The sequence below is a fragment of the Burkholderia sp. ABCPW 111 genome (assembly GCF_000773065.1).
In the GTDB taxonomy this organism is placed as follows: domain Bacteria; phylum Pseudomonadota; class Gammaproteobacteria; order Burkholderiales; family Burkholderiaceae; genus Burkholderia; species Burkholderia savannae.
Genome location: NZ_JPWT01000055.1, coordinates 85,402 through 104,526 on the forward strand (window position 1 = coordinate 85,402; position 19,125 = coordinate 104,526).

Sequence of the window (19,125 nt, forward strand, 5' to 3'; positions counted from 1 at the left end):
GCACCGCCGCCGCTCGCTCGGCCCGGAAGAATCAATGCGAGCTCCAGCCCTTGTAGCGCTTCGCGTTGTCGCGCGTGACGAGCGTCGGTTCGAGCAGGATCATCGCATTCGCGGGCTTGTGTCCGTTCATCACCCCATAGCCGACCGACACCGCCTTCTTCGCCATCGCGAACGGGTCCTGGCTCGACGACGCCTGCACCTGCGTGTCGCTCTGGAGCGCGGTTTCGATATCGGGTGCGCCGTCCACCGACGTGATCACGATGCCGGTGCGATGCAGTTGCTTCGCGGCGAGGTCGCTGCCGATCGCCTGCGGATCGTTGATCGCGAATACGCCGTCGACTTTCGGAAAGCGCGTCAGGTAGCCCTGCATTGCGTTCATTCCGCCTTCGCGCGAGCCCTTGCCGTCCTGGTCGCTCGACAGCAGCTTGAGGCCCGGATTCTTCGCGAGCACCGCCTTGCAGCCGTTCACGCGATCGATGACGGCCGACACTTGCGGGCCGTTCTCGATGATCACGTTGCCCTTGCCGTCGAGCTTCTTCGCGAGGTAGTCGCATGCGAGCTCGCCAGCCTTCACGTTGTTCGTCTGCACGGTCGCATCCGCGCCGGACGCCGCGACGTCGACCGCGATCACCGCGATGCCGGCCGCCTGCGCCCGGCGCACGGCGGGCTCGATCGCTTTCGGATCGGCGGCGTTCAGCAGGATCATGTCGACGTGGGCCGAGATGAAGTTGTCGATCTGCGTGAACTGCTTGTTCAGGTCGTAGTCGGCGGAGACCGCGGTGACTTTCGCGTTCGGATTGAGCTCCTTCGCCTGCGCCTGCGCGCCTTTCACGACGGTGACGAAGTACGGATTGCCGAGCGAGCCGACGGTGATGCCGATCGACTTGAGCGGCTTGTCGCCCGCGTGCGCGGCGCACGCCGCGAACGCGAGCGCGCACGCGGCGCCGGTCTGAACGAGCTTGTGTTTGATCTCCGACATGTCGTTGTCTCCGTATGGTCCGTGATGGAGGGCGCGCGCGAGGACCTGCGCGCGCGCCGCATGGCGTCTCGATGCGTCAGGTGCGGGCCGATTCGTGCTGGCGGTAGCGGTCGAGCGCGACCGCGCCGATGATCACGAGCCCCTTGATGATGTATTGCCAGATGTCGGACACGCCGAGCAGCACGAGGCCGTTCGACAGCACCGCGATGATCAGCGCGCCGATCAGCGTGCCGACGATCGAGCCGACGCCGCCGACGAAGCTCGTGCCGCCGAGGATCACCGCGGCGATCGCGTCGAGTTCGTACGACTGGCCCAGCTGCAAGCCGTTCGCCGCATAGAGCCGTGCGGCCGACATCAGCGCGCCCAGGCCGGCGAGCAGGCCCGAGCTCGCATAGACGAACAGCTCGATGCCGCGCACGTTGATGCCCGACAGCCGCGCGGCTTCCGGATTGCCGCCGACCGAGTAGATCCGCATGCCGAGCACCGTGCGGCGCAGGATGAACCACGAGATCGCGACGACGGCGAGCGCGATCACGATGAGCCACGGCACGCCGAGAATCGAGCCGTTGCCGATGAACGCGAACGGCAGTTGCGGATTGAAGATCGTCGTATCGTTGCCCATCAGGCGCGCGACGCCGCGCACGGCCGTCAGCGCACCGAGCGTGACGATGAAGGGCGGCAGGCGCAGGAACGAGATCAGCACGCCGTTGACGATGCCGAACGCGAGCCCCACGAGAAGCGCGGCGGGAATCCCGAGCCAGCCCCAGCCGGGAAGGTTCGACGCGATCAGCGACGCGACGGCGGCGGCCGCGAGCACCGAGCCGACCGACAGATCGATGCCGCCCGTTAGGATCACGAACGTCATGCCGGCGGCGAGCACGATGTTGATCGACGCCTGCTGCGTGACGATCGACAGGTTCTGCAGCGTGAAGAAGCCGTCGGTCATGAAGCCGAAGCCGACGCACAGGAGCACGAGAACGGGCAGCATGCCGGCCGTGCGCATCAGCGCCTGCATCCGCGCGCGGTGGTCGGCGGCGCGCCGCGGCGCGCGGTCCGGCGCCGCGCCGGCCGGCGCGGAGGCGATCTCGCTATGCTTCATCTGATGGGTCATGGCGATAACCTGAGGGTGAGAGGACAAGGCGACGGCGGCCGCTCAATGCGCGGCCGCCGTTTCGGTGCGTGAGCCGGTGGCGAGCGCGATGATCGCCTCCTGCGTGATCGGCGCGCCCGTGTGTCCGCCGAGCTCGCCGGCAATCGTGCCTTCACGCATCACGAGCACGCGGTCGGCCACGCCGATGATCTCCGGCAGCTCGCTCGAGATCACGATCACGCCGACGCCTGCGCGCGCGAGATCGTTGATGATCCGGTAGATCTCCGATTTCGCGCCGATGTCGACGCCGCGCGTCGGTTCGTCGAGGATCAGCACGCGCGGCTTCGTCTCGAGCAACCGCGACAGCAGCACTTTTTGCTGGTTGCCGCCCGACAGCGCGCCGACGTTGACGTTCGCGTGCGGCACGCGAATCGACAGCGCGGCGATCGCGTCGCGCGCGCGCTGCGCGCCGCGCGCGAGATCGAGCGCGCCGAGGCGCGCGTCTCGCCCGCAGACCGAGATGTTGATGTTGTCGCGCACGCTCATGTCGAGGAAGAGGCCCTGGCGCTTGCGATCCTCGGTCAGATAGACGAGCCCGGCGTCGATCGCGTCGCGCGGCGAATGCGCGCCGAAGCGCTGGCCGTCGAGCTTCACTTCGCCGCGCACGCGCGGCTCGGCACCGAACACGAGGCGCGCGAGCTCGGTGCGGCCCGCGCCGACAAGGCCCGCGATGCCGAGCACCTCGCCCGCGTGCAGATCGAGGCTGCAGCCGCGCACGCGGCCGCCGTCCGCGACGTCGCGCACCGACAGCAGCAGATTGCCGGGATCGTACGGCGCATGCGTTTTTTTGTAGAACCCCGAAATATCGCGGCCGACCATCATGCCGACGAGCCGCTCGGCCGACAGCGAATCGCGCTCGAGCGTGCCGACGTACGCGCCGTCGCGCAGCACCGACACGCGGTCGGAAAGCTCGTAGATCTCCGCCATCCGATGGCTGATGTAGATGATCGCGAGCCCTTCGGCGCGCAGTTGCCGAATCAGCCGGAACAGGTTCTCGGTCTCGCGCGACGACAGCGGCGTCGTCGGCTCGTCCATCACGAGAATGCGCGCCTTCGTGTGAACGGCGCGCGCGATCTCGACGAGCTGCTGCTCGGCGATCGACAGCGTGCCGACGAGCGTGTCCGGCCCGAAGTTCGCGCCGAGCCGTTCGAGCACGTCCCGGCAGCCGCGCGCCATCGCGGCGCGATCGATCGTGCCCCAGCGGTGGTTGCCGCGGCGCAGCTCGCGCCCGACGTAGATGTTCTCCGCGACGGTCAGATTCGGTGCGAGGCACAGCTCCTGGTAGATCACGGCGACGCCCGCATCGCGCGCGGCGAGCGGCCCGTCGACGGCGACGCGCGCGCCGTCGATCAGGATTTCGCCGCCGGGATCGGCCTGATACGCGCCCGACAGAATCTTGATGAGCGTCGATTTGCCGGCGCCGTTTTCGCCCATCAGCGAATGAATCTCGCCCGCATGCACGGCGAGGCTCACGTCGGCAAGCGCACGCACGGCGGGGAACGTCTTGCTGATGCCGCGCATCTCGAGCAGCGGGCGCGACGGTTCAGAACGCCGCATATCTGGCCTCCTGCGATTCCACGCCGGCGCCTCGGAGGATGCCGGCGCGCGGGGAGAAGTTGAAGAACATCGGTAGCGTCGCGGCACCGATCGCGCCGGCGTCCGGGCCGAACGAGCCGCGCACCAGCGCGGGTGTGCCGCGCGCTTCCGGCGCGAGCGCCGCTAGCGCGGCGTGCAGGCGCGCGATCAGTGTGCCGATCAAACCCGCGTCGATGTCGGCGTCGAGCACGACGACGGGTGATTCGAGCACGGCGAGCGCCGCGCGCAGCGCGGGCGCGAGCGCGTCGACGCAATCGTCGATCCATTCGTCGACGGCCTTCGCCCCGCGCGCGATGCAAGCTTCGAGATCCGCGCGGCTCTCGACTTTTTCGCCGCAGTAGCGCAGATGCCGGACGAGCCCGTTGAGCGACGCGCGCGTGATCAGGATGTCCCATGCGCCGCGCGGCTTCGGCACCGAAGGCAGGCGGCTCGGCGGCACCGGCATCATCGCGAAGTCGCCCGCGTTGCCGGTGACGCCGCGCAGGCAGTCGCCGTCGATCGCGATGCCGCCGCCGATCGCGGGGCCGAGGAACAGGTAGACGAAATCGTCGCGTTGCCGTCCGCAGCCGTAGAACAGCTCGGCGATCGCGGCGGCGTTGCCGTCGTTTTCGCTGAAGACGGGCAGCGCGATCGCGCGATCGAGCTCGCGCGCGAAATCGACTTCGGCCCACGCGCCGAACGCATCGGCGGGCAGGTCGATCTCGCGCAGCCAACTGCCGAGGTTGTACGGCTGCGCGACGCCGACGCCCGCGAGCCGCTCGCGCTCGTGCGGAGCAAGTAGCCGCTGCATCGCGGCGACGTCCTGCTTGACGATCTCGAGCACCGTGGCGGGCGGCGGGAGCAGCGTGTCGTGCGAGCGGCGGCCGATCACGTCGCCGGCGAAGTTGACGAGCGCCGTCTCGATGCGCATCCGGTCGAGGCGCACGCCGATCCCGAATGCGCCGCGCGGGTCGAGCCGGATCAGCGACGCGGGCTGGCCGCGCTGGCCTTCGGCGCGGCGGCCGGCGAACTCGATGAGCTTTGCTTCGGCAAGCGAAGCGATGATGCTGCCGACCGCGGTGCCCGTCAGATTGGCGAGCCGCGCGAGATCGGCCTTCGACGCGCTGCCCGCGCGCCGGAGCGCCCTCAGCAGAAGGCGCTCGTTGTAGCGGCGCACGTTGGCCGAGTTGCTGCCCTGGCCGATATGCGGACTCCTCATGATTTCTCCTCCGGGTTGGCACGGTTCGCCCGAGGTTAAATAAATCAGCTTGATTTATTTAACCTCGGGATGTCGGGCGTGTCTGCCTAGGGAAATCCCGAGGGTTGATGCGGGGAGGTCAGGAAATGGCGGCGAGCGATGATGGTTCGCCTTCAGTCGTGCGTTCGGGCGTGGTCGAGCGATGCGCGCGAGCGCGCGTGACCGCCGAGCGAATCGGCGATGCCTTGCTCGCATGCGCGGATGGCGTGTCGCCGGTGGTGCTGCGTTTGATTGGGTATCCGAAACGAATGAGCGAGCGAGCGCGTCGAATGAAGCCGTGCATGAGACCGCGAACGCGGCGGTATAGCCCGGCCTTTCGATTCGCGCGCCGAAAGGCGCTCGGCGCGCCGGCGCGAATGCGATCGTGCGGACTGCTGCGTGCGTTGCGTGCGTTGCGGCGCGCGATCGTTCGGCTGCCCGCCGATCCGGCGTGCAAGCCGGATCGGCGGGCAGCCCGTGCGCCGTCATGCGGCGTTCAGGCCGATCGCGTCGCCATCACGGCGAAGCCGACGCCGGCGGCCGCAGTGGCTGTGCGCCCGGCACGTCGGGCGCGCCGCGCTGCGCTTCGACGGGCGCCTGTGTCGCCGCCGGGTCCGGATTCCAGCTCGTTCCGCCCGGCTTGACCTTCGGCGGCGGCAGCGCCTTCGCGAGCGGGCGGCTCGGCGGCGCGGGCGGAGGCGGCGGCGCGGGCTGCGCCCGATCGGGCGCGGCCGCCGCCGAAGCGGGCATCGCGGCGGCCGCGGCCGCCGAATTCCGATTCGACAGCAGTCCGTAACGCCAGCCCGCCGCGGCCAAGCCCAGCAGCGCCGCCGCGGCGAGCGCCAGCCAGCTTGCGCGCGACATCACCAGTTCACCTGATCGTTCAGCGTCAGCGTGCCGCTCGCGGGCGTCTGCAGCTGGCGATTGCCGGACCAGTTCTCCCACGTCACGCTGCCGTCGGCGTTCTTGCGGTAGTACTTGTACTGGATCGCCTGAGCGGCCGGCATGTTGACGGTGTTGCTCCACACGGGGTAATTGGCCGGGTCGACGGGAATGCCGAGATCGGTATTCCAGTTGCCGAGCGCGGCGGCGTTGCCCGTCACGTACATTTGCTGGCCGGGCTGCGTGCCGGCGTTGACGTTGACCGACACCGACACCTGCCCGCTCTGCAGCGGCGCGACGCAGTTGTTGTAGCGCGCGCAGACGACCGACGGAATGTCGACGATGCGGCCCGCCTGGATGGACGCGAGCAGGCTGATGTACTCGCCCATCGCCCAGTTCAGCGGCGCCATCGACTTGGTCGGCTGGCCCGGCGCGTAGCCCGCGGGCGTCGTCACCGCCCAGCCGTCGGGCAGCGTCGTCGAATTCGACCACACCTGTTCCGGCAGGAAGCCTTCGGGCGTCGTCAGCTGCTTGAGCGTCGAGAAGTACGCGCTGCCCGCGTTGCCGCTGCCTTGGCGCGCGATCTCGTACATGCCGCGCTCGGCGGTGAAGATCGGCCACAGGCGGCCGGCGCCGGTGCCGTCGAAGTCGCTGCCGTCGTTGTGCTCGCCATAGCCGTCGAAGTTGTAGCGGAACCACGCGTTGGGCGACAGCGCCGGTGCGTTCGGCAGGCTCAGCGACTGGCCGAGCACGCTGTCGTAGACCGAGATCGTGTTCACGACGGTCGGATCGGTCGCGCGCTTGACGCCCATCCGGACAAGCTCGAAGAAGCCGCCGTCGACGACGCGCCGCGCGTCGTGGCTGCCGCCGCCGTTCTTGATCGTCAGCGTTTGCGTCGCGTCCGGGCCCGCGGTGGGCGCGAAGCTCGCGCGATCGGTGCCGGTGCCCGAGCGGCCCGCCGGGTTGATGCGGATGTAGTAGCTGCCGCTGCCGAACGAGCCCGTCGACGTGTACGTCCACGCCGCGACGTTCTCCTGCCAGTAGTCGGCCGCCGCGAGATAGCGCGCGGCGCTCGTCGTGTCGCCGTTCTGCGTCGCGATGTCGGCCGCCGTGACGAGGCCGGCGATCTCGGCCGCGATCGTCGACGGCGAGTAGCCGGAGTTCTCCTCCCAGCGCTCCTGATACGTCCACGGGCCGGTGTTGACGATGTAATCGGCGGTGAGCTTGATCTTCGACCACAACGGATTGAACACGCTCGGGCCGAGGCGCCACGCGAGGATGATCGGCATCGCCTGCTCGTCCATCTGCGTGCCTTGCCAGTACGGCCAGCCGCTCACCCACGCGTTCTGCGGGAAGCGCCCGGCGCGGCTGTAGCCCTGCGAGCAGCCGGACGCGTTGTATTCGGCGGTGCCGCAGTCGCTCGTCTGTTGCAGCGTGTTGAACAGATAGTTGACGACGCTCGTCGCGGTGGACGTGTCGCCCGCCGTCGTCAGCGCGTTCGCGAACTTGAACAGATCGCGCGGCCACACGAGGTGATAGCCGCCCGCGTTCGCATCGCCCTGCGTTTCGCCCCACGGCGTGCCGATGCCGGCGATCATCGCGCCGTTGCTCTTGTCATGCATCGTCTTGAGCGTCATCGCGGCGAGGTAGTACGCGTCGTCCGCGGCGCCGTTCTGCGACGACAGGCCCGCCGCGTAGTTGTGCCACGCGGTGTCGTACTGCTGCTGCTCGCCGGCGAGATCGCTGCCGAGCACGGTGTTCGCGTCGCCGAGCGCCTGGTCCTGCGTGCTGCCGAAGCCGAGCACGACGTCGAACGACACGCTCGTCGCGCTCGGATCGCCGAGATCGATCCAGCCCATCTGCGCGACGTTGCCGTTGGTGGCGGACGTGAACGTCCAGTCCATCGTCTTGTCGGCGGTGCCGCCGAGCAGGTCGGTCCAGCCGTCGCTTTGCCCGACGAAGCCGTTCGACGTCATGCCCACGCCGTTGACGACCTTCCACGGACGGCTCGTCACGAGCGCCGAGTACCGGCTGTCGTGATTCGCGACGAGCGCGTTGCCGCCGGTGCCGGACACTGTCTGGGCGGTGTTGTTGCTGCCCGCGTTGTCGAGGTACGGTTTGGACAGCATGTAGAGATTGAAGTCGCCGACCTTGTGGCCGTTGAGCGCGGTGAACGTGACGCGCTGCACGATCGCGTTGTAGTTCGGATCGGCGAAGATGATCTTGCTGATCCGCCAGTTGTGCGAACTATTGCTGGTCGTCACTTGCCAGCTCATCGTGCGCGTGTCGGTTTGCGCGGCCGAGTAGGCCTGCAGCTTTTCTTCGTCGACGAAGGTCTTGCCGCTGTCGCCGACGAGGAACTGCAAGTCGACGGACTCGGGCGTGTCGAGTACCGGGTAGTAGACCTCCGAGAGGATGCCGCGATAGCCGGTGAAGTAGACCCGCGATGCGCCGCTGACCGCCGTGCCGAGGAACGATTTGGCCGACGGGCCTCGCACGGGCGTCGCGCCGGGCGAGCCGAATGCTTCGGTGGCCGAAACGGACGCGGGTAAAGCGGCCGCGCCCGTCAGCGCGGCCAGACTGCCAACCAGCACTGCCTGTTTGAATCCGAAGTGCTTTGCCGACATTTTTTTCGTCTCCGTTATGGATATTTGTGGTGTCGTTCTTTGTAGCAAAACAACACGCGCTGTATCTCACGCGGAGGAGAAAGAGTCAATATTGTCAATGTCTTGTAGTCGACTATGTACTGATACTACATCCGCTGAACTGTGCGGTAGCGCACACTGGTGGTGGCGCGACGCGCGGACGACGATCCGCGCCGGAGCATGTCGGTACTTTAGGAGGGCGGCGACGAAACGCAGGCCGACGGCAGTCCGGATTCGCCGCGCGCGCCGCGCGCTCGACGTCAATCGAGCGGCTTGCCCGCCTTGTCGTCCATCGAGCGTAGCGCGATCAACGTCAGCACGCCGCAGCCGATCGCGTACCACGCGGGCGCGTTCGCGTTGCCCGTCGCGGCGATCAGCCACGTGACGAAGAATTGCGCGAAGCCGCCGAAGATCGCGACGCCGACGCTGTAGACGAGCGCGCCGCCCGTCGCGCGAACCGCGCGCGGGAACAGTTCGCCGAGCATCGCGCTCATCGCGCCGACGTTGATCGCGTGCACGGCCGCGAGCGCCGCGATGATCGTCAGCAGCGAGACCGCGCCGGGCCAGCGGTTCAGCGCGACGAACGCCGGATAGATCGCGAGCATCAAGGCGATGCGCGTCCACCAGACGATCCGGTTGCGTCCGTAGCGATCCGACAGATGGCCGCCGATCGGCGTCACGATCGCGAGAATCGCGCCGGCGACGCAGCCTGCCGTCATCGACAGCCAGCCCGGCAGATGCAGCACCTGCACGCCGTAGATCGCCATGTAGAACACGATGATGTAGTGGATCGACGTGCCGCCGATCGTGATGCCGAGGCCGGCGAGCACGGCTTTGCCGTGGTGGCGCAGCACGTCGGCGAGCGGCAGCGACGCGGCGCTTCCGTGCGCTGCGGATGCGGCGGCATGCGCCGCGGCCGGCGCTTCGTCGACTGTGCGCCGCAGCCAGTAGCCGAGCGGCACGAACAGCGTGCCGATGACGAACGGGACGCGCCAGCCCCAGCTTTCGAGTTGCGCGGCGCTCAACGTCGACGTCAGCAGGACGCCCGTCAGCGCGCCGGCGAGCGCCGCGAGCCCCTGGCTCGAGAACTGGAACGATGCGTAGAAGCCGCGTTGCCCGGGCGGCGCCTGCTCGAGCAGCAGCGTGGTCGACGCGCCGACTTCGCCGCCCGACGCGAATCCTTGCAGCAGTCGCGCGGCGACGAGCAGCAGCGGCGCGGCGACGCCGATCTGCGCAAAGGTCGGCGCGACGGCGATCGTCGCGGTGCCGAGCGCCATGATGAGAAGCGTGGCGATCATCGCGCGCTTGCGGCCGACGCGGTCCGCGTAGATGCCGATCACGAGGCCGCCGAGCGGGCGCGTGAAGAACCCGACGCCGAAGCTCGCGACCGCGAGCATCAGTTGTCCGAACGACGAGTGAACCGGGAAGAACAGCTTGCCGATCAGGATCGCGAAGAAACTGTAGACGGTGAAGTCGTAGAATTCGAGCGCGTTGCCGACCGCGGCCGCGGCGATCAGGCGCCGCCTCTTCGCGGCGAGGCGTGCGTCGGCCGGCATGCCGGCGAAGTCGAGAGCGGTTGTTTCCATGTGATCCCCGAGGAGCGCGAGACGGCGTGGCGAGAAGGCGTCAGGCGGCGAGCCAGGCTTCGGTCAATCGAACCCAGTAGCTCGCGCCGATCGCGAGAATGTCGTCGTTGAAGTCGTAGCCGGGGTTGTGCACCATGCAGCCGCCCTTGCTGCCGACGCCGTTGCCGATGAACGCATAGCAGCCGGGGCGCGCTTCGAGCATGTACGCGAAATCCTCGCTGCCCATCAGCGGCGCGGCGTCCGCCTCGATCCGCTCCGCGCCGAGCATCCTGCGCGCGACGTCGACGGCGAACGCGGTGGGCTCGGGATGATTGACGAGCACCGGATAACCATAGTCGTACTGAACGTCTGCTGCGATGCCGAAGCTTTCCGCCTGGCCCTTCACGAGCGCCTCGATGCGATGCGCGAGCCGTTCGCGGACGTCGGCGTTCAGCGCGCGCACCGACAGCTTCATCACGACCGTCTCGGGGATGACGTTGAACGTCTCGCCCGCCTGTACGCTGCCCACGGTGATCACCGCTGCCTGCTGCGCATCGATTTCGCGTGCGACGATCGTCTGCAGCGCGACCATGATGCTGCCCGCCGCCGACATCGGGTCGCGCGCGAAATGCGGCATTGCGCCGTGGCCGCCCACGCCGCGCAGCGTGATCGTCACGCGGTCGGACGACGCCATCGCGGCACCCGCGCGGAACGCCATGTCGCCCGCCGCGCGGCCGGGCATGTTGTGGATCGCGAAGATCGCGTCGCACGGAAAGCGCTCGAAGAGGCCCTCGTCCATCATCGCCTTCGCGCCGCCGAAGTTCTCTTCGGCGGGCTGGAAGATGAGGTTCAGCGTGCCGGAGAACCGGCGCGTCGCGGCGAGGTGGCGCGCCGCGCACAGCAGCATCGCGGTATGGCCGTCGTGCCCGCACGCATGCATTTTGTTCGCGTGGCGGCTCGCGTACGGCAGGCCCGTCGCTTCGGCGATCGGCAGCGCGTCCATGTCGGCGCGCAGGCCGAGCGTGCGCGCACCTTGTTTTTCGCGCAGCACGCCGACGACGCCCGTCTTGCCGAGCCCACGATGCACATCGTAGCCCCAGCCGGCGAGCAGCTCGGCGACCAGGTCGCTCGTCAGCGCTTCTTCGAACGCGAGCTCGGGGTGTGCGTGGATTCGGCGGCGCACGTCGATCAGATCGGGCGCGATCGCGGCGATGCCGGGGATGACGGGATTCTTGGGTGTGTCGGAATGCATGCTGTTTCCTCGTGGGGCGTGAGTGCGCGCTTGTGCGGACATGTTGACGAAGCATATGAATTTTTTTTGCGCACCATAAGCTGATAAATTGCGTCGGTGCTCACCGCCGGTTGCCTCTAGGGAACACCCTGATTCGCCGCGGCGCAGCCGATGAACGGCCTCTTCGAACCGCGCGTTTCATATGAAATATCACCAGTTGAAAGCGTTCGTCGCCGTCGCCGACGAGGGCAGCATTCGCGCGGCCGCGCGCCGGCTGAACGTGTCGCCGGCCGCGTTGACGAAAGCGGTCAAGGAACTGGAGCTCGCGCTCGGCGTGTCGCTCGTCGTGCGTACGGCGCGCGGCGTGCAGCTCACCGGGTTCGGTCAGCAGCTTCAGGTGCGCGCGCGCCTCATCGTCGCCGAGATGCAGCGGGCGCGCGACGATATCGAACAGGCGCAAGGCGCGACGACAGGCGCGGTCGCGGCCGCCATCACGCCGGCCGCCGCGGTGACGATCCTGCCCGACGCGTTTCGCGCGTTTCGTCGGCGCTTCCCGGTTGCGCGCGTGAGCATTGTCGAAGGGTTTCCCGGCGTCGCGCTGCCGAAGCTGCACGACGGGTCGCTCGATTTCGCGGTGGCAGTGGTGGTGCCGGAACTGCTCGCGGCGGAATTCGATCACTCGGAGCTGTATGCGAGCCGGCACGTGATCGTCGCGCGCAAAGGGCATCCGCTTGCATCGGCGACGTCGCTCGCCGATCTCGTCGATGCGGACTGGCTGATGAATCCGTCGCCCGAGAGCTCGACGCAGTTGATGTTCAATTGCTTTACCGAGCACGGCTTGCCGGCGCCGATGCGCGTCGTCGAGTGCCCGAGCTATGCGATCGCGCACTGCCTTATTCAGGGCTCCGATCTGATTGCGTCGATGCCCGAGCAACTGCTCGACGTCGAATGGTCGCGCGGCCACGTCGCGGTGCTGCCGATACGCGAGGTGCTTCCGGCCGCGTCCGTGCAGTTGGTGACGCGCCGCGACAGCCCGCTGACGCCGGCGGCGGCGATGCTCGTCGATTGCATGCGCGACGCGGCGCGGCGGCATGGGTTGCGTTGACGTTTGAGACGCGCGGCGAGGTTCGCCTTGGGTGTCGTGTCGATCGATGGGCGCCGTTTTACGTCGTGCCGCTTGTTTTGCGGGCTGCGCGAACGATGCGTTCGTGGCTGATCGATCGACGTACCCGACCTATCCGCCCAGATCCATCCAGGCCTGTCACGTTTCATCGAGAACCGTCCGGACGCAACGGATGGGCGTGCCGCGTTTCTTGTCGATCGGGGCCGCTTCCGGGATCGCGGCCGCGTGCTTCGCGGCACGTGCCGCGCGTTACGCGAGCGTCGGATAACCGAGCGCGATCGCGTCGCGCGCGAATCGCTCGATTTCCGCGTATGCGTCGGGCGCGAGCCGCTCGAAGCCGCGCAGCCGTAACGCGCGCGCGCGCTCGGGGTCGAGCGCCGCCGCCGCATCGAGCGCGTCGCGCAGCGCGGCGACGCGTTCCCCGGCAAGCGTGCGCGACGCGATGAACGGCAGGCCCGGCGCGGACGCCGTCGCGCCGATGATTCGTACGCGACGCAGCAACGCCGGCAGCGCGTCGCGCACGTATGCGAGCGTCACGCAATCGATCGCGGCGAGATCCGCGTCGCCCGCATCGAGCGCGCGCAGCGCATCCAGATGCGAGCCGGTGCGAGCGAGCGTCGAGAAGAAGCGCGCGTCGCGCGCGTGCGGCGCGACGGCGTGACGTAGCGCATTCATTCCGCTGTGCGAATCGTCTCCGTTGTACGCGGCGCGCAGGCCGCGGCATGCGGCGAGCGTCGTCGCGCCGCGCGCGTGCGCATCGGCCGATACGACGAGCATGCTTCGATAGCGTGCGCCGTCGCATCCGTCGGCGTCGAAGACGGGGGTCGCGATCAGATGAACCGCATCGGCGACGCCGAGCATCCGATACGGATAGCCGCACGTTTGCGACAGCAGCAGATCGCCGCGGCGCCACATCGGCAGCAATTCGCCGAAGGGTTCGCCGGAAGGCTCGCCGAGCAGCGCGACGCCGGCCGGGCCGCCCGCGCGCGCGAACGCGCGCAGCGCATCGCGCAGCAGCGCGCGCCACAGCGCGGCGTGCCGCGGCGTCACGTTGTACATCGGCAGTCCGGCGATCCATCGGGTCATGCGGATATTCTACGGATTTCCGGGCCTCCGGCGGGCATGCGTGCGTTTGCCCGAGCCGCGAATCGCGCGCCGCCTGGCGCACGCCGGCGGCGGAACCGTTTCGCCGCTTCTTTCTCGATTTCGCCACATCGATCGCGAGCCGCGCCGCATAAGCAAATGCGAATCCATTGGTTGGTCCGGCGGCCGCGATTGGTTACGGTGCACGTTCCGCCGCGCGTCGCGCGCGACGACGTCGCCGTCTGCGCGCCTGTCGACGTTCGGCCTTAGTCACCACCAAGAACATGGCCGAATATTTCGATGTAGATCATGCGCGCGAGATCCGGGCGCTCGGCGAACGTTTCGCCGCACGCACCGAATGGCCGACCTGGCTGTTGATCTTCGTCGTCTACGGCGGCTGGCTCGGCGTGCTGCTTTGCGTGCGCGCCGGATCGCTGCCGCTCGCGGCGGCGACGCCGCTGCTGATCGCGCTGTGCGCATGGCACATGTCGTTGCAGCACGAACTGCTGCACGGCCATCCGACGCGCTCCGCGCGCGTGAACAAGCTGCTCGGCTATCCGCCGCTGGCGGTCTGGTATCCGTACACGCTGTATCGCGACACGCATCTCGAGCATCATCGCGACGAAGATCTGACGGTGCCGGGCGTCGATCCCGAAAGCAACTACGTGCCGCGTGCGCAGTGGGCGCGGCTGCCGCGATGGCGGCGTGCGCTCTTGCGCGCGCGCAAGAGCTTCGTCGGGCGGCTTGTCGTCGGGCCGCCCGCGAGCGTCGCCGCGATGGGCGCGCACACGCTGCGCGCATGGCGCGGCGGCGACTGGCGCCATGCGCCGATGTGGGCCGCGCACGTCGCGTCGGTCGCGGCGCTGCTCGCCTGGCTGCAATCGTCGATCGGCGTGCCGTGGTGGTATTACCTGCTCGCGATCACGTGGCCCGCGCAGTCGCTCGCGATGATTCGTTCGTTGTACGAGCATCGCGCGGCCGCGCATCCGAAGGCGCGCATCGCGATCAACGAGGCGGGCCTCGCGATGCGCCTTCTGTTTCTGAACAACAACTACCATCTCGTTCATCACGATCTGCCGAAACTGCCGTGGTATCACCTGCCGCGCGCGTACCGGATGCGGCGCGAAGCGTATGCGCGCAAATGCGGCGGCTTCGTGATTCGCGGCGGCTATTGGGAACTGTTGAAGCGCCACGCGTGGCGCGAAACCGATTCGCCCGTGCATCCGTTCGCGCAAGACGGCGAGCCGGTGTCGGCGAAACGCGGCTCGCGCGTCGCGGTGATCGACGATTGCGTTCAGATCGGCGGTTGACGGGGGCTTGAAGAACGGCCGCGCGATGCGCCGATGCGCCGGCCGGCGAGCGGCGATGTCGGGCATGCTGTCGCGAGGGCGCTGACGCCGATCCGCGGCGACATCGGCCGAGGTCGACAGGTATCGGCCATATCGGCCGTCTCGCCTTGCCGGACGCGGCCGATGCGTCGACGTGGGTGGCGCACACGCACGTTGTCCCCGTTTGCGCGGACGCGCGGCTCAATGAAGGGCGGCGGCGCGATTCGCGTGTGCGCCGGCCGGCAGCCGATGATTCGTCCCCCCAAATTTCCTGCTTTCGCCTTTTACGCCCGCACCCGTGCGTGCCGAAAAACCGCCGCCCCGCCGCCGCCGCCCCGTCGGATCACTTTGTTACATCTCTTACCGCGGCCGCCCCGAAAGACAACAGTTGCCTTTCACCGTCCCGGTATACTCGGCGCTGCTTCAAACCCAAAACGAATCAAGACCTGTCAACTATGTCGAAGAAACTCATCCAGATCGTGGCTGTCGCGGCGCTGACCGCCGCGGCGTCGCTGCCGGCCTTCGCCGGCGACATGAACAACGCGCTCGGCGGCGCGCTCGGCGGCGTGGCCGGCGCGGCAGTCGGCGGCGCCGTGGGCGGCAGCACGGGGGCGGTGATCGGCGGCGCGGTCGGCGGCGGCGCCGGCGGCGCGGTCACGTCGAACCGCCGTGAGCGCACGGGCGCGATCATCGGCGGCGCGCTTGGCGGCGGCGCGGGCACCGCGGCCGGCAACGCGATGGGCGGCCGCTCCGGCGGCCTGGTCGGCGCGGCCGTCGGCGGCGGCGCGGGGGCCGCGCTCGGCGGCAACATCTCGCGCTCGAACTCGTACAACGACGACTACGATCGCGGCTATCGCCGCGGCGGCAAACATCACGGCAAGCATCATCACCGTCACTGATCGTCGAAGCGGGCCCGATCGGCGTGACGCGATCCGGGCTTGCTCGCCGCGCGTCGGCGGCCCGCTTCGGCGTGCATCGGTCGATCTTCGGCGGCGGCGCGCGCGAAGGCGGTGCCGGGCGGTCGGCCGCGCGATGCGGTTCGCAGCGGCGGCGCGCGCCGGCCATCACGCGTTGTGAGCGCGTTGACGCCGCATGCATCGAAGCCGACGGCGACAACCGGCCGTCGCATCCCGATCCGGATCGGCGCGCCGCGCGCTGCGAGCGCCGTCGCGATTGGCGGCGTCGCATCGGCGCTGTGTGATTCGCCGACACGGGATCATTGACGGGCCGACGACCGTCCGCGCGGCGATTCCGGCGCGTCGCGGTCCCCATTTCGCTGCGATGTGAATCGGAAGGCGCGGCCAGCGTTCTTTCCGGTCATCACGAAATTCCGTCAAACAATTCCGTCAAACGAAAAAGGACGATGCCGGGCTTCTTCCGCCGCCGCTTCGTCCGCGTTCGTCGATGCGCACGTCTGCCCGCTCAATCGAGCGCCTTGTCGTTCGGATTCGCGAACAGTTGCTTCATGTCCGCCGACAGCGGATAGTCGAGGTTCACGCCCTTCGGCGGAATCGGCCGATTGAACCATTTCACGTACAGCGCCTCGGCTTCTCCCGAGCGTTGCATCCGCGCGATCACGCGATCCGCGAGCTGCTTGAAGCCGGCATCGTCCTTGCGCAGCATGCAGCCATACGCTTCGGACACCGGAGAATTTCCGGTGATCACGTAGTCGCCCGGATTCGCTTCCTTCGCCTTCGCCCCATACAGAAGCGGCTCGTCCATGAAGAACGCGACGGCACGGCCGCTCTTGACGTTCAGGAACGCATCCGCGTGATCCTTCGCGCTGATGATCTGCATCGACATGCCTTTCTCCGCGTTCCATTGCCGCAACAGCCGCTCCTCGGTCGTGCCGGCGGTCGTCGCGACGGTCTTGCCGGCGAGGTCGGGGAAGTCCTTCACGCCGGACGTCTTCTTCGCGATCAATCGCATTCCGTATTGAAAGATGCTGTTCGAGAACGACACCTGGTTGGCCCGTTCCTTCGTGTGCGTGGTCGAGCCGCATTCCAGATCGACGGTGCCGTTCTGCACGAGAGGAATGCGGTTCTGCGACGTGATCGGAATCTCGCGCACCGTCAGGGTCGGCCGGTTCAGTTCCTTCTTGATTTCGTCGACGATCTTCAGCGCGATTTCCTGCGAGTAGCCGATCGTGTGTTGCTGCTGGTCATAGTACGAGAACGGAACGGACGATTCGCGCACGCCGAGCGTGACGACGCCCGTATCGCGAATCTTCTTCAACGTGGGGCTGGCGTCGTCCGCGTGAGCGGCGGCGGCAAGCGCGCAGCCGATGGCGATTGAGAGCAGCGGGCGGAGGGTGTTCATCATCGAGGGCTCCTGACGGAACGGGTAGCGGGTGACAAGCCGGGTCGGGAAAGGCGAGCTCGGGAACGCGCTCGCGCGAATCGCGCGCGCCCGCGAGCCGCTTCTGCGTTACCCCGGATTGCGCACGTCGGCTGTCGGCGTCGTGCCGAAATCGTCGCTCAGCGCGTAATCGATCAGCTTGCGCGCGGCGTCCTCCGGCGTCGTGAGCGCGCCGCTCGATTTGAGCTGCTCGAACCGCTCGCGCGACGGAAACCGGTCGCTGCTGCTCGCGCGGATCGTCGCCTGCATGCCGGTGTCCACCACGCCCGGCGCGACGCTGCAGATCCGCAGCGCGCGATTCGCATCCAGCGCCACCGCTCGAGCGTGATGATCGAGCGCGGCCTTGGTCGCGCAGTAGACGCTCCAGCCCGCATATGCGTTGCGCGCCGCGCCGCTCGAGATGTGCACGATGCGGCGCTCGACCGCGTGCGGCGCGATTTTCGCGATCGCGCTCGCGAGCATCAGCGGCGTCGCGACGTTCAGGGCGACTGCACGCGCGATCGCCGCGGCGTCCTGCGTGTCGAGCGGGCCGATCGGCTCGACGGTGCCCGCGTTGTTGAACAGCAGCACGCGGCTCGCGCCGGCGACGAACTCGTCGAGCGCGCCGCCGCCGAGCCACGCCTCGATGCGCGCGGGGTCCGACAGATCGAGCTCGGCCTCGACGAACCGCGCGCCCGCGTGTTCGCCGAGCGACGGATGGCGGCTGCGCGACAGGCCGAGCACTGCGAAGTCCCGCTCGAGCAGTTGCGCGGCGAGGGCGGCGCCGAGCCCGCGCGTGTGGCCGGTGACGATGGCGCGAACGGCCGGCAAAGGAGAAGAGCGAGTGACCATGTCGATTCGGAAAATGACGAGAACAGGATGGGTGACGTGCGTATCGCGGCACGCAGCGGTGTGCGATCCGCGCGACCGGCGCGCGGTTGCCGATCGGAGCGCGTCGAGCGGCCGACCATTGCGGCCATCCCGACGAAAACCGGACGAAAACCGGACGGAAGCGGGACGAAAACCGGACGACAACGCGACGGCGGCCGGACGAGCGACGCGCAGCGCGGCGATCGAATGAGCCGGTATCGTAACGTCGGCACCAATTTGGCGCAAACGCCGCCTCGTCGATCCGGTTTACCGCGAGACCGCCCGCATTCGATCAAAGCGCGAGCATTGTCCAATGAATTTCGTCACGACATGATTGCATGCTAGCCTTGGTCCGGATTCGGCAATGAAATGCCGAATGCGAAACGAAAACGATTCGACGAACCGGACGATGCCGCGATGCAAGCCGTCGAATGACGGCCGGCAGTTGCCGGATTTTCCCGAGCCATCTTCGATACCTACGCCCGATGGAAACGATCACGCAAGAGTTCGTCCGGCAATTCAGCCGAGAATGGATCGACGCATGGAATTCGCATGACCTCGACCGAATCCTGTCGCACTACGCCGACGATTTCGACATGTCGTCGCCGATGATCGCGCAGATCGCCGGCGAGCCCAGCGGGCGCCTGCGCGGAAAGGCAGCGGTGCGCGCGTACTGGTCGAAGGCGCTGCAGATGATTCCGGATCTGCATTTCGAATGGATAGCGACGCTCGCCGGCGTCGACAGCATTGCGATTCATTACCGCGGCGCGAAAGGGCGGCTCGCGCTCGAGGTTTTTCACTTCGGGGCGGATCGGCGAGTCGTGAAAGCGTTCGCTCACTATGCCGGCTGAGCGGGCAGCGCAATATCGGCGCGGCTGCATTTTCTACCGCTGCCGATTCGATATTGACGACACTTTTACCGAATGGAGCGACAGCGCATCGCTCTAGACTCCTTAACAAATTCAATTGAATGCCGGATTCGTCGGCGGGCGACGCATCGAACGAATGGCGTCGATGCGAAATCATTCGCCGTCCGGCGGCTGACCGTCGAAACGACGACAAGCAAGCGGTGGGGCGCGATGCGCGCGCCGACACGGCTGCCCGTGCCGCGCGGCGGCGC

15 protein-coding genes and 1 pseudogene are annotated in these 19,125 nt (G+C 68.0%); 4 read left to right on the plus strand and 12 right to left on the minus strand.

The genetic code is table 11. The annotated features are described in order from the left end of the window. Nucleotides 1–31 precede the first annotated feature (31 nt). The 9 genes from X946_RS08870 to X946_RS08910 form a co-directional block, all read right to left on the minus strand. Nucleotides 32–979: an ABC transporter substrate-binding protein gene (locus X946_RS08870; protein WP_038745950.1), complete on the minus strand. Its 948-nt coding sequence runs from the start codon at nt 977–979 to the stop codon at nt 32–34. Between the two features lie 76 nt (nt 980–1,055). Continuing rightward, on the minus strand, nt 1,056–2,090 hold the full coding sequence (locus X946_RS08875) for an ABC transporter permease subunit (protein WP_038745952.1): 1,035 nt from the start codon (nt 2,088–2,090) through the stop codon (nt 1,056–1,058). Between the two features lie 42 nt (nt 2,091–2,132). Beyond that, nucleotides 2,133–3,686 (minus strand): sugar ABC transporter ATP-binding protein, encoded by a 1,554-nt coding sequence (locus X946_RS08880; RefSeq protein WP_038745954.1) that lies wholly within the window; start codon nt 3,684–3,686, stop codon nt 2,133–2,135. Further along, nucleotides 3,673–4,923: an ROK family protein gene (locus X946_RS08885; RefSeq protein WP_038745956.1), complete on the minus strand. Its 1,251-nt coding sequence runs from the start codon at nt 4,921–4,923 to the stop codon at nt 3,673–3,675. The genes X946_RS08880 and X946_RS08885 overlap by 14 nt, the downstream gene beginning before the upstream one ends. A 118-nt stretch (nt 4,924–5,041) precedes the next feature. Further along, nucleotides 5,042–5,398: a hypothetical protein gene (locus X946_RS08890; RefSeq protein WP_038745958.1), complete on the minus strand. Its 357-nt coding sequence runs from the start codon at nt 5,396–5,398 to the stop codon at nt 5,042–5,044. A 59-nt stretch (nt 5,399–5,457) separates the two neighbouring features. Continuing rightward, nucleotides 5,458–5,805: a hypothetical protein gene (locus X946_RS08895; protein ID WP_038745960.1), complete on the minus strand. Its 348-nt coding sequence runs from the start codon at nt 5,803–5,805 to the stop codon at nt 5,458–5,460. Next, on the minus strand, nt 5,805–8,450 hold the full coding sequence (locus tag X946_RS08900) for a glycoside hydrolase family 15 protein (protein ID WP_038745962.1): 2,646 nt from the start codon (nt 8,448–8,450) through the stop codon (nt 5,805–5,807). The genes X946_RS08895 and X946_RS08900 overlap by 1 nt, the downstream gene beginning before the upstream one ends. Nucleotides 8,451–8,728: 278 nt before the next feature. Then, nucleotides 8,729–10,054, minus strand: coding sequence for an MFS transporter (locus tag X946_RS08905; RefSeq protein WP_038745964.1), 1,326 nt, complete (start codon nt 10,052–10,054; stop codon nt 8,729–8,731). A 40-nt stretch (nt 10,055–10,094) separates the two neighbouring features. After that, complete coding sequence (locus tag X946_RS08910) at nt 10,095–11,285, minus strand: M20 aminoacylase family protein (protein WP_038745966.1); 1,191 nt, start codon at nt 11,283–11,285, stop codon at nt 10,095–10,097. A gap of 181 nt (nt 11,286–11,466) precedes the next feature. Between X946_RS08910 and X946_RS08915 the strand changes: the two genes are divergently transcribed. Beyond that, nucleotides 11,467–12,369, plus strand: coding sequence for a LysR substrate-binding domain-containing protein (locus X946_RS08915; protein WP_038745968.1), 903 nt, complete (start codon nt 11,467–11,469; stop codon nt 12,367–12,369). Between the two features lie 267 nt (nt 12,370–12,636). Here the strand turns inward: X946_RS08915 and X946_RS08920 are convergent, their stop codons facing one another. After that, a complete protein-coding gene (locus X946_RS08920) occupies nt 12,637–13,473 on the minus strand; it encodes a phosphate/phosphite/phosphonate ABC transporter substrate-binding protein (RefSeq protein ID WP_038745970.1) in 837 nt (278 codons plus the stop codon). A 171-nt stretch (nt 13,474–13,644) separates the two neighbouring features. Between X946_RS08920 and X946_RS08925 the strand changes: the two are divergent. Together X946_RS08925 and X946_RS08930 are read left to right on the plus strand one after the other, a co-directional pair. Next, nucleotides 13,645–14,780, plus strand: a pseudogene (locus tag X946_RS08925) (fatty acid desaturase). A 473-nt stretch (nt 14,781–15,253) separates the two neighbouring features. Next, nucleotides 15,254–15,697: a hypothetical protein gene (locus X946_RS08930; RefSeq protein ID WP_038745974.1), complete on the plus strand. Its 444-nt coding sequence runs from the start codon at nt 15,254–15,256 to the stop codon at nt 15,695–15,697. Between the two features lie 523 nt (nt 15,698–16,220). On the opposite strand, the gene X946_RS08940 is transcribed toward X946_RS08930, so the two are convergent. Together X946_RS08940 and X946_RS08945 are read right to left on the minus strand one after the other, a co-directional pair. Further along, on the minus strand, nt 16,221–17,120 hold the full coding sequence (locus tag X946_RS08940) for a glutamate/aspartate ABC transporter substrate-binding protein (RefSeq protein WP_081989451.1): 900 nt from the start codon (nt 17,118–17,120) through the stop codon (nt 16,221–16,223). Between the two features lie 105 nt (nt 17,121–17,225). Next, entirely contained in the window at nt 17,226–17,966 is a 741-nt protein-coding gene (locus X946_RS08945) for an SDR family oxidoreductase (RefSeq protein ID WP_038745978.1), read from the minus strand. A gap of 524 nt (nt 17,967–18,490) precedes the next feature. Here X946_RS08945 and X946_RS08950 point away from each other — a divergent pair. Further along, a complete protein-coding gene (locus X946_RS08950) occupies nt 18,491–18,856 on the plus strand; it encodes a nuclear transport factor 2 family protein (RefSeq protein ID WP_038745980.1) in 366 nt (121 codons plus the stop codon). The last annotated feature ends 269 nt before the right edge of the window (nt 18,857–19,125 follow it).

Excerpts from the sequence above, each read along its gene's own strand:
- X946_RS08870 (WP_038745950.1), bottom strand. The coding sequence starts at position 979 with ATGTCGGAGATCAAACACAAGCTCGTTCAGACCGGCGCCGCGTGCGCG.
- X946_RS08875 (WP_038745952.1), bottom strand. The coding sequence starts at position 2,090 with ATGACCCATCAGATGAAGCATAGCGAGATCGCCTCCGCGCCGGCCGGC.
- X946_RS08880 (WP_038745954.1), bottom strand. The coding sequence starts at position 3,686 with ATGCGGCGTTCTGAACCGTCGCGCCCGCTGCTCGAGATGCGCGGCATC.
- X946_RS08885 (WP_038745956.1), bottom strand. The coding sequence starts at position 4,923 with ATGAGGAGTCCGCATATCGGCCAGGGCAGCAACTCGGCCAACGTGCGC.
- X946_RS08895 (WP_038745960.1), bottom strand. The coding sequence starts at position 5,805 with ATGTCGCGCGCAAGCTGGCTGGCGCTCGCCGCGGCGGCGCTGCTGGGC.
- X946_RS08900 (WP_038745962.1), bottom strand. The coding sequence starts at position 8,450 with ATGTCGGCAAAGCACTTCGGATTCAAACAGGCAGTGCTGGTTGGCAGT.
- X946_RS08905 (WP_038745964.1), bottom strand. The coding sequence starts at position 10,054 with ATGGAAACAACCGCTCTCGACTTCGCCGGCATGCCGGCCGACGCACGC.
- X946_RS08910 (WP_038745966.1), bottom strand. The coding sequence starts at position 11,285 with ATGCATTCCGACACACCCAAGAATCCCGTCATCCCCGGCATCGCCGCG.
- X946_RS08915 (WP_038745968.1), top strand. The coding sequence starts at position 11,467 with ATGAAATATCACCAGTTGAAAGCGTTCGTCGCCGTCGCCGACGAGGGC.
- X946_RS08920 (WP_038745970.1), bottom strand. The coding sequence starts at position 13,473 with ATGACCCGATGGATCGCCGGACTGCCGATGTACAACGTGACGCCGCGG.
- X946_RS08930 (WP_038745974.1), top strand. The coding sequence starts at position 15,254 with ATGTCGAAGAAACTCATCCAGATCGTGGCTGTCGCGGCGCTGACCGCC.
- X946_RS08940 (WP_081989451.1), bottom strand. The coding sequence starts at position 17,120 with ATGATGAACACCCTCCGCCCGCTGCTCTCAATCGCCATCGGCTGCGCG.
- X946_RS08950 (WP_038745980.1), top strand. The coding sequence starts at position 18,491 with ATGGAAACGATCACGCAAGAGTTCGTCCGGCAATTCAGCCGAGAATGG.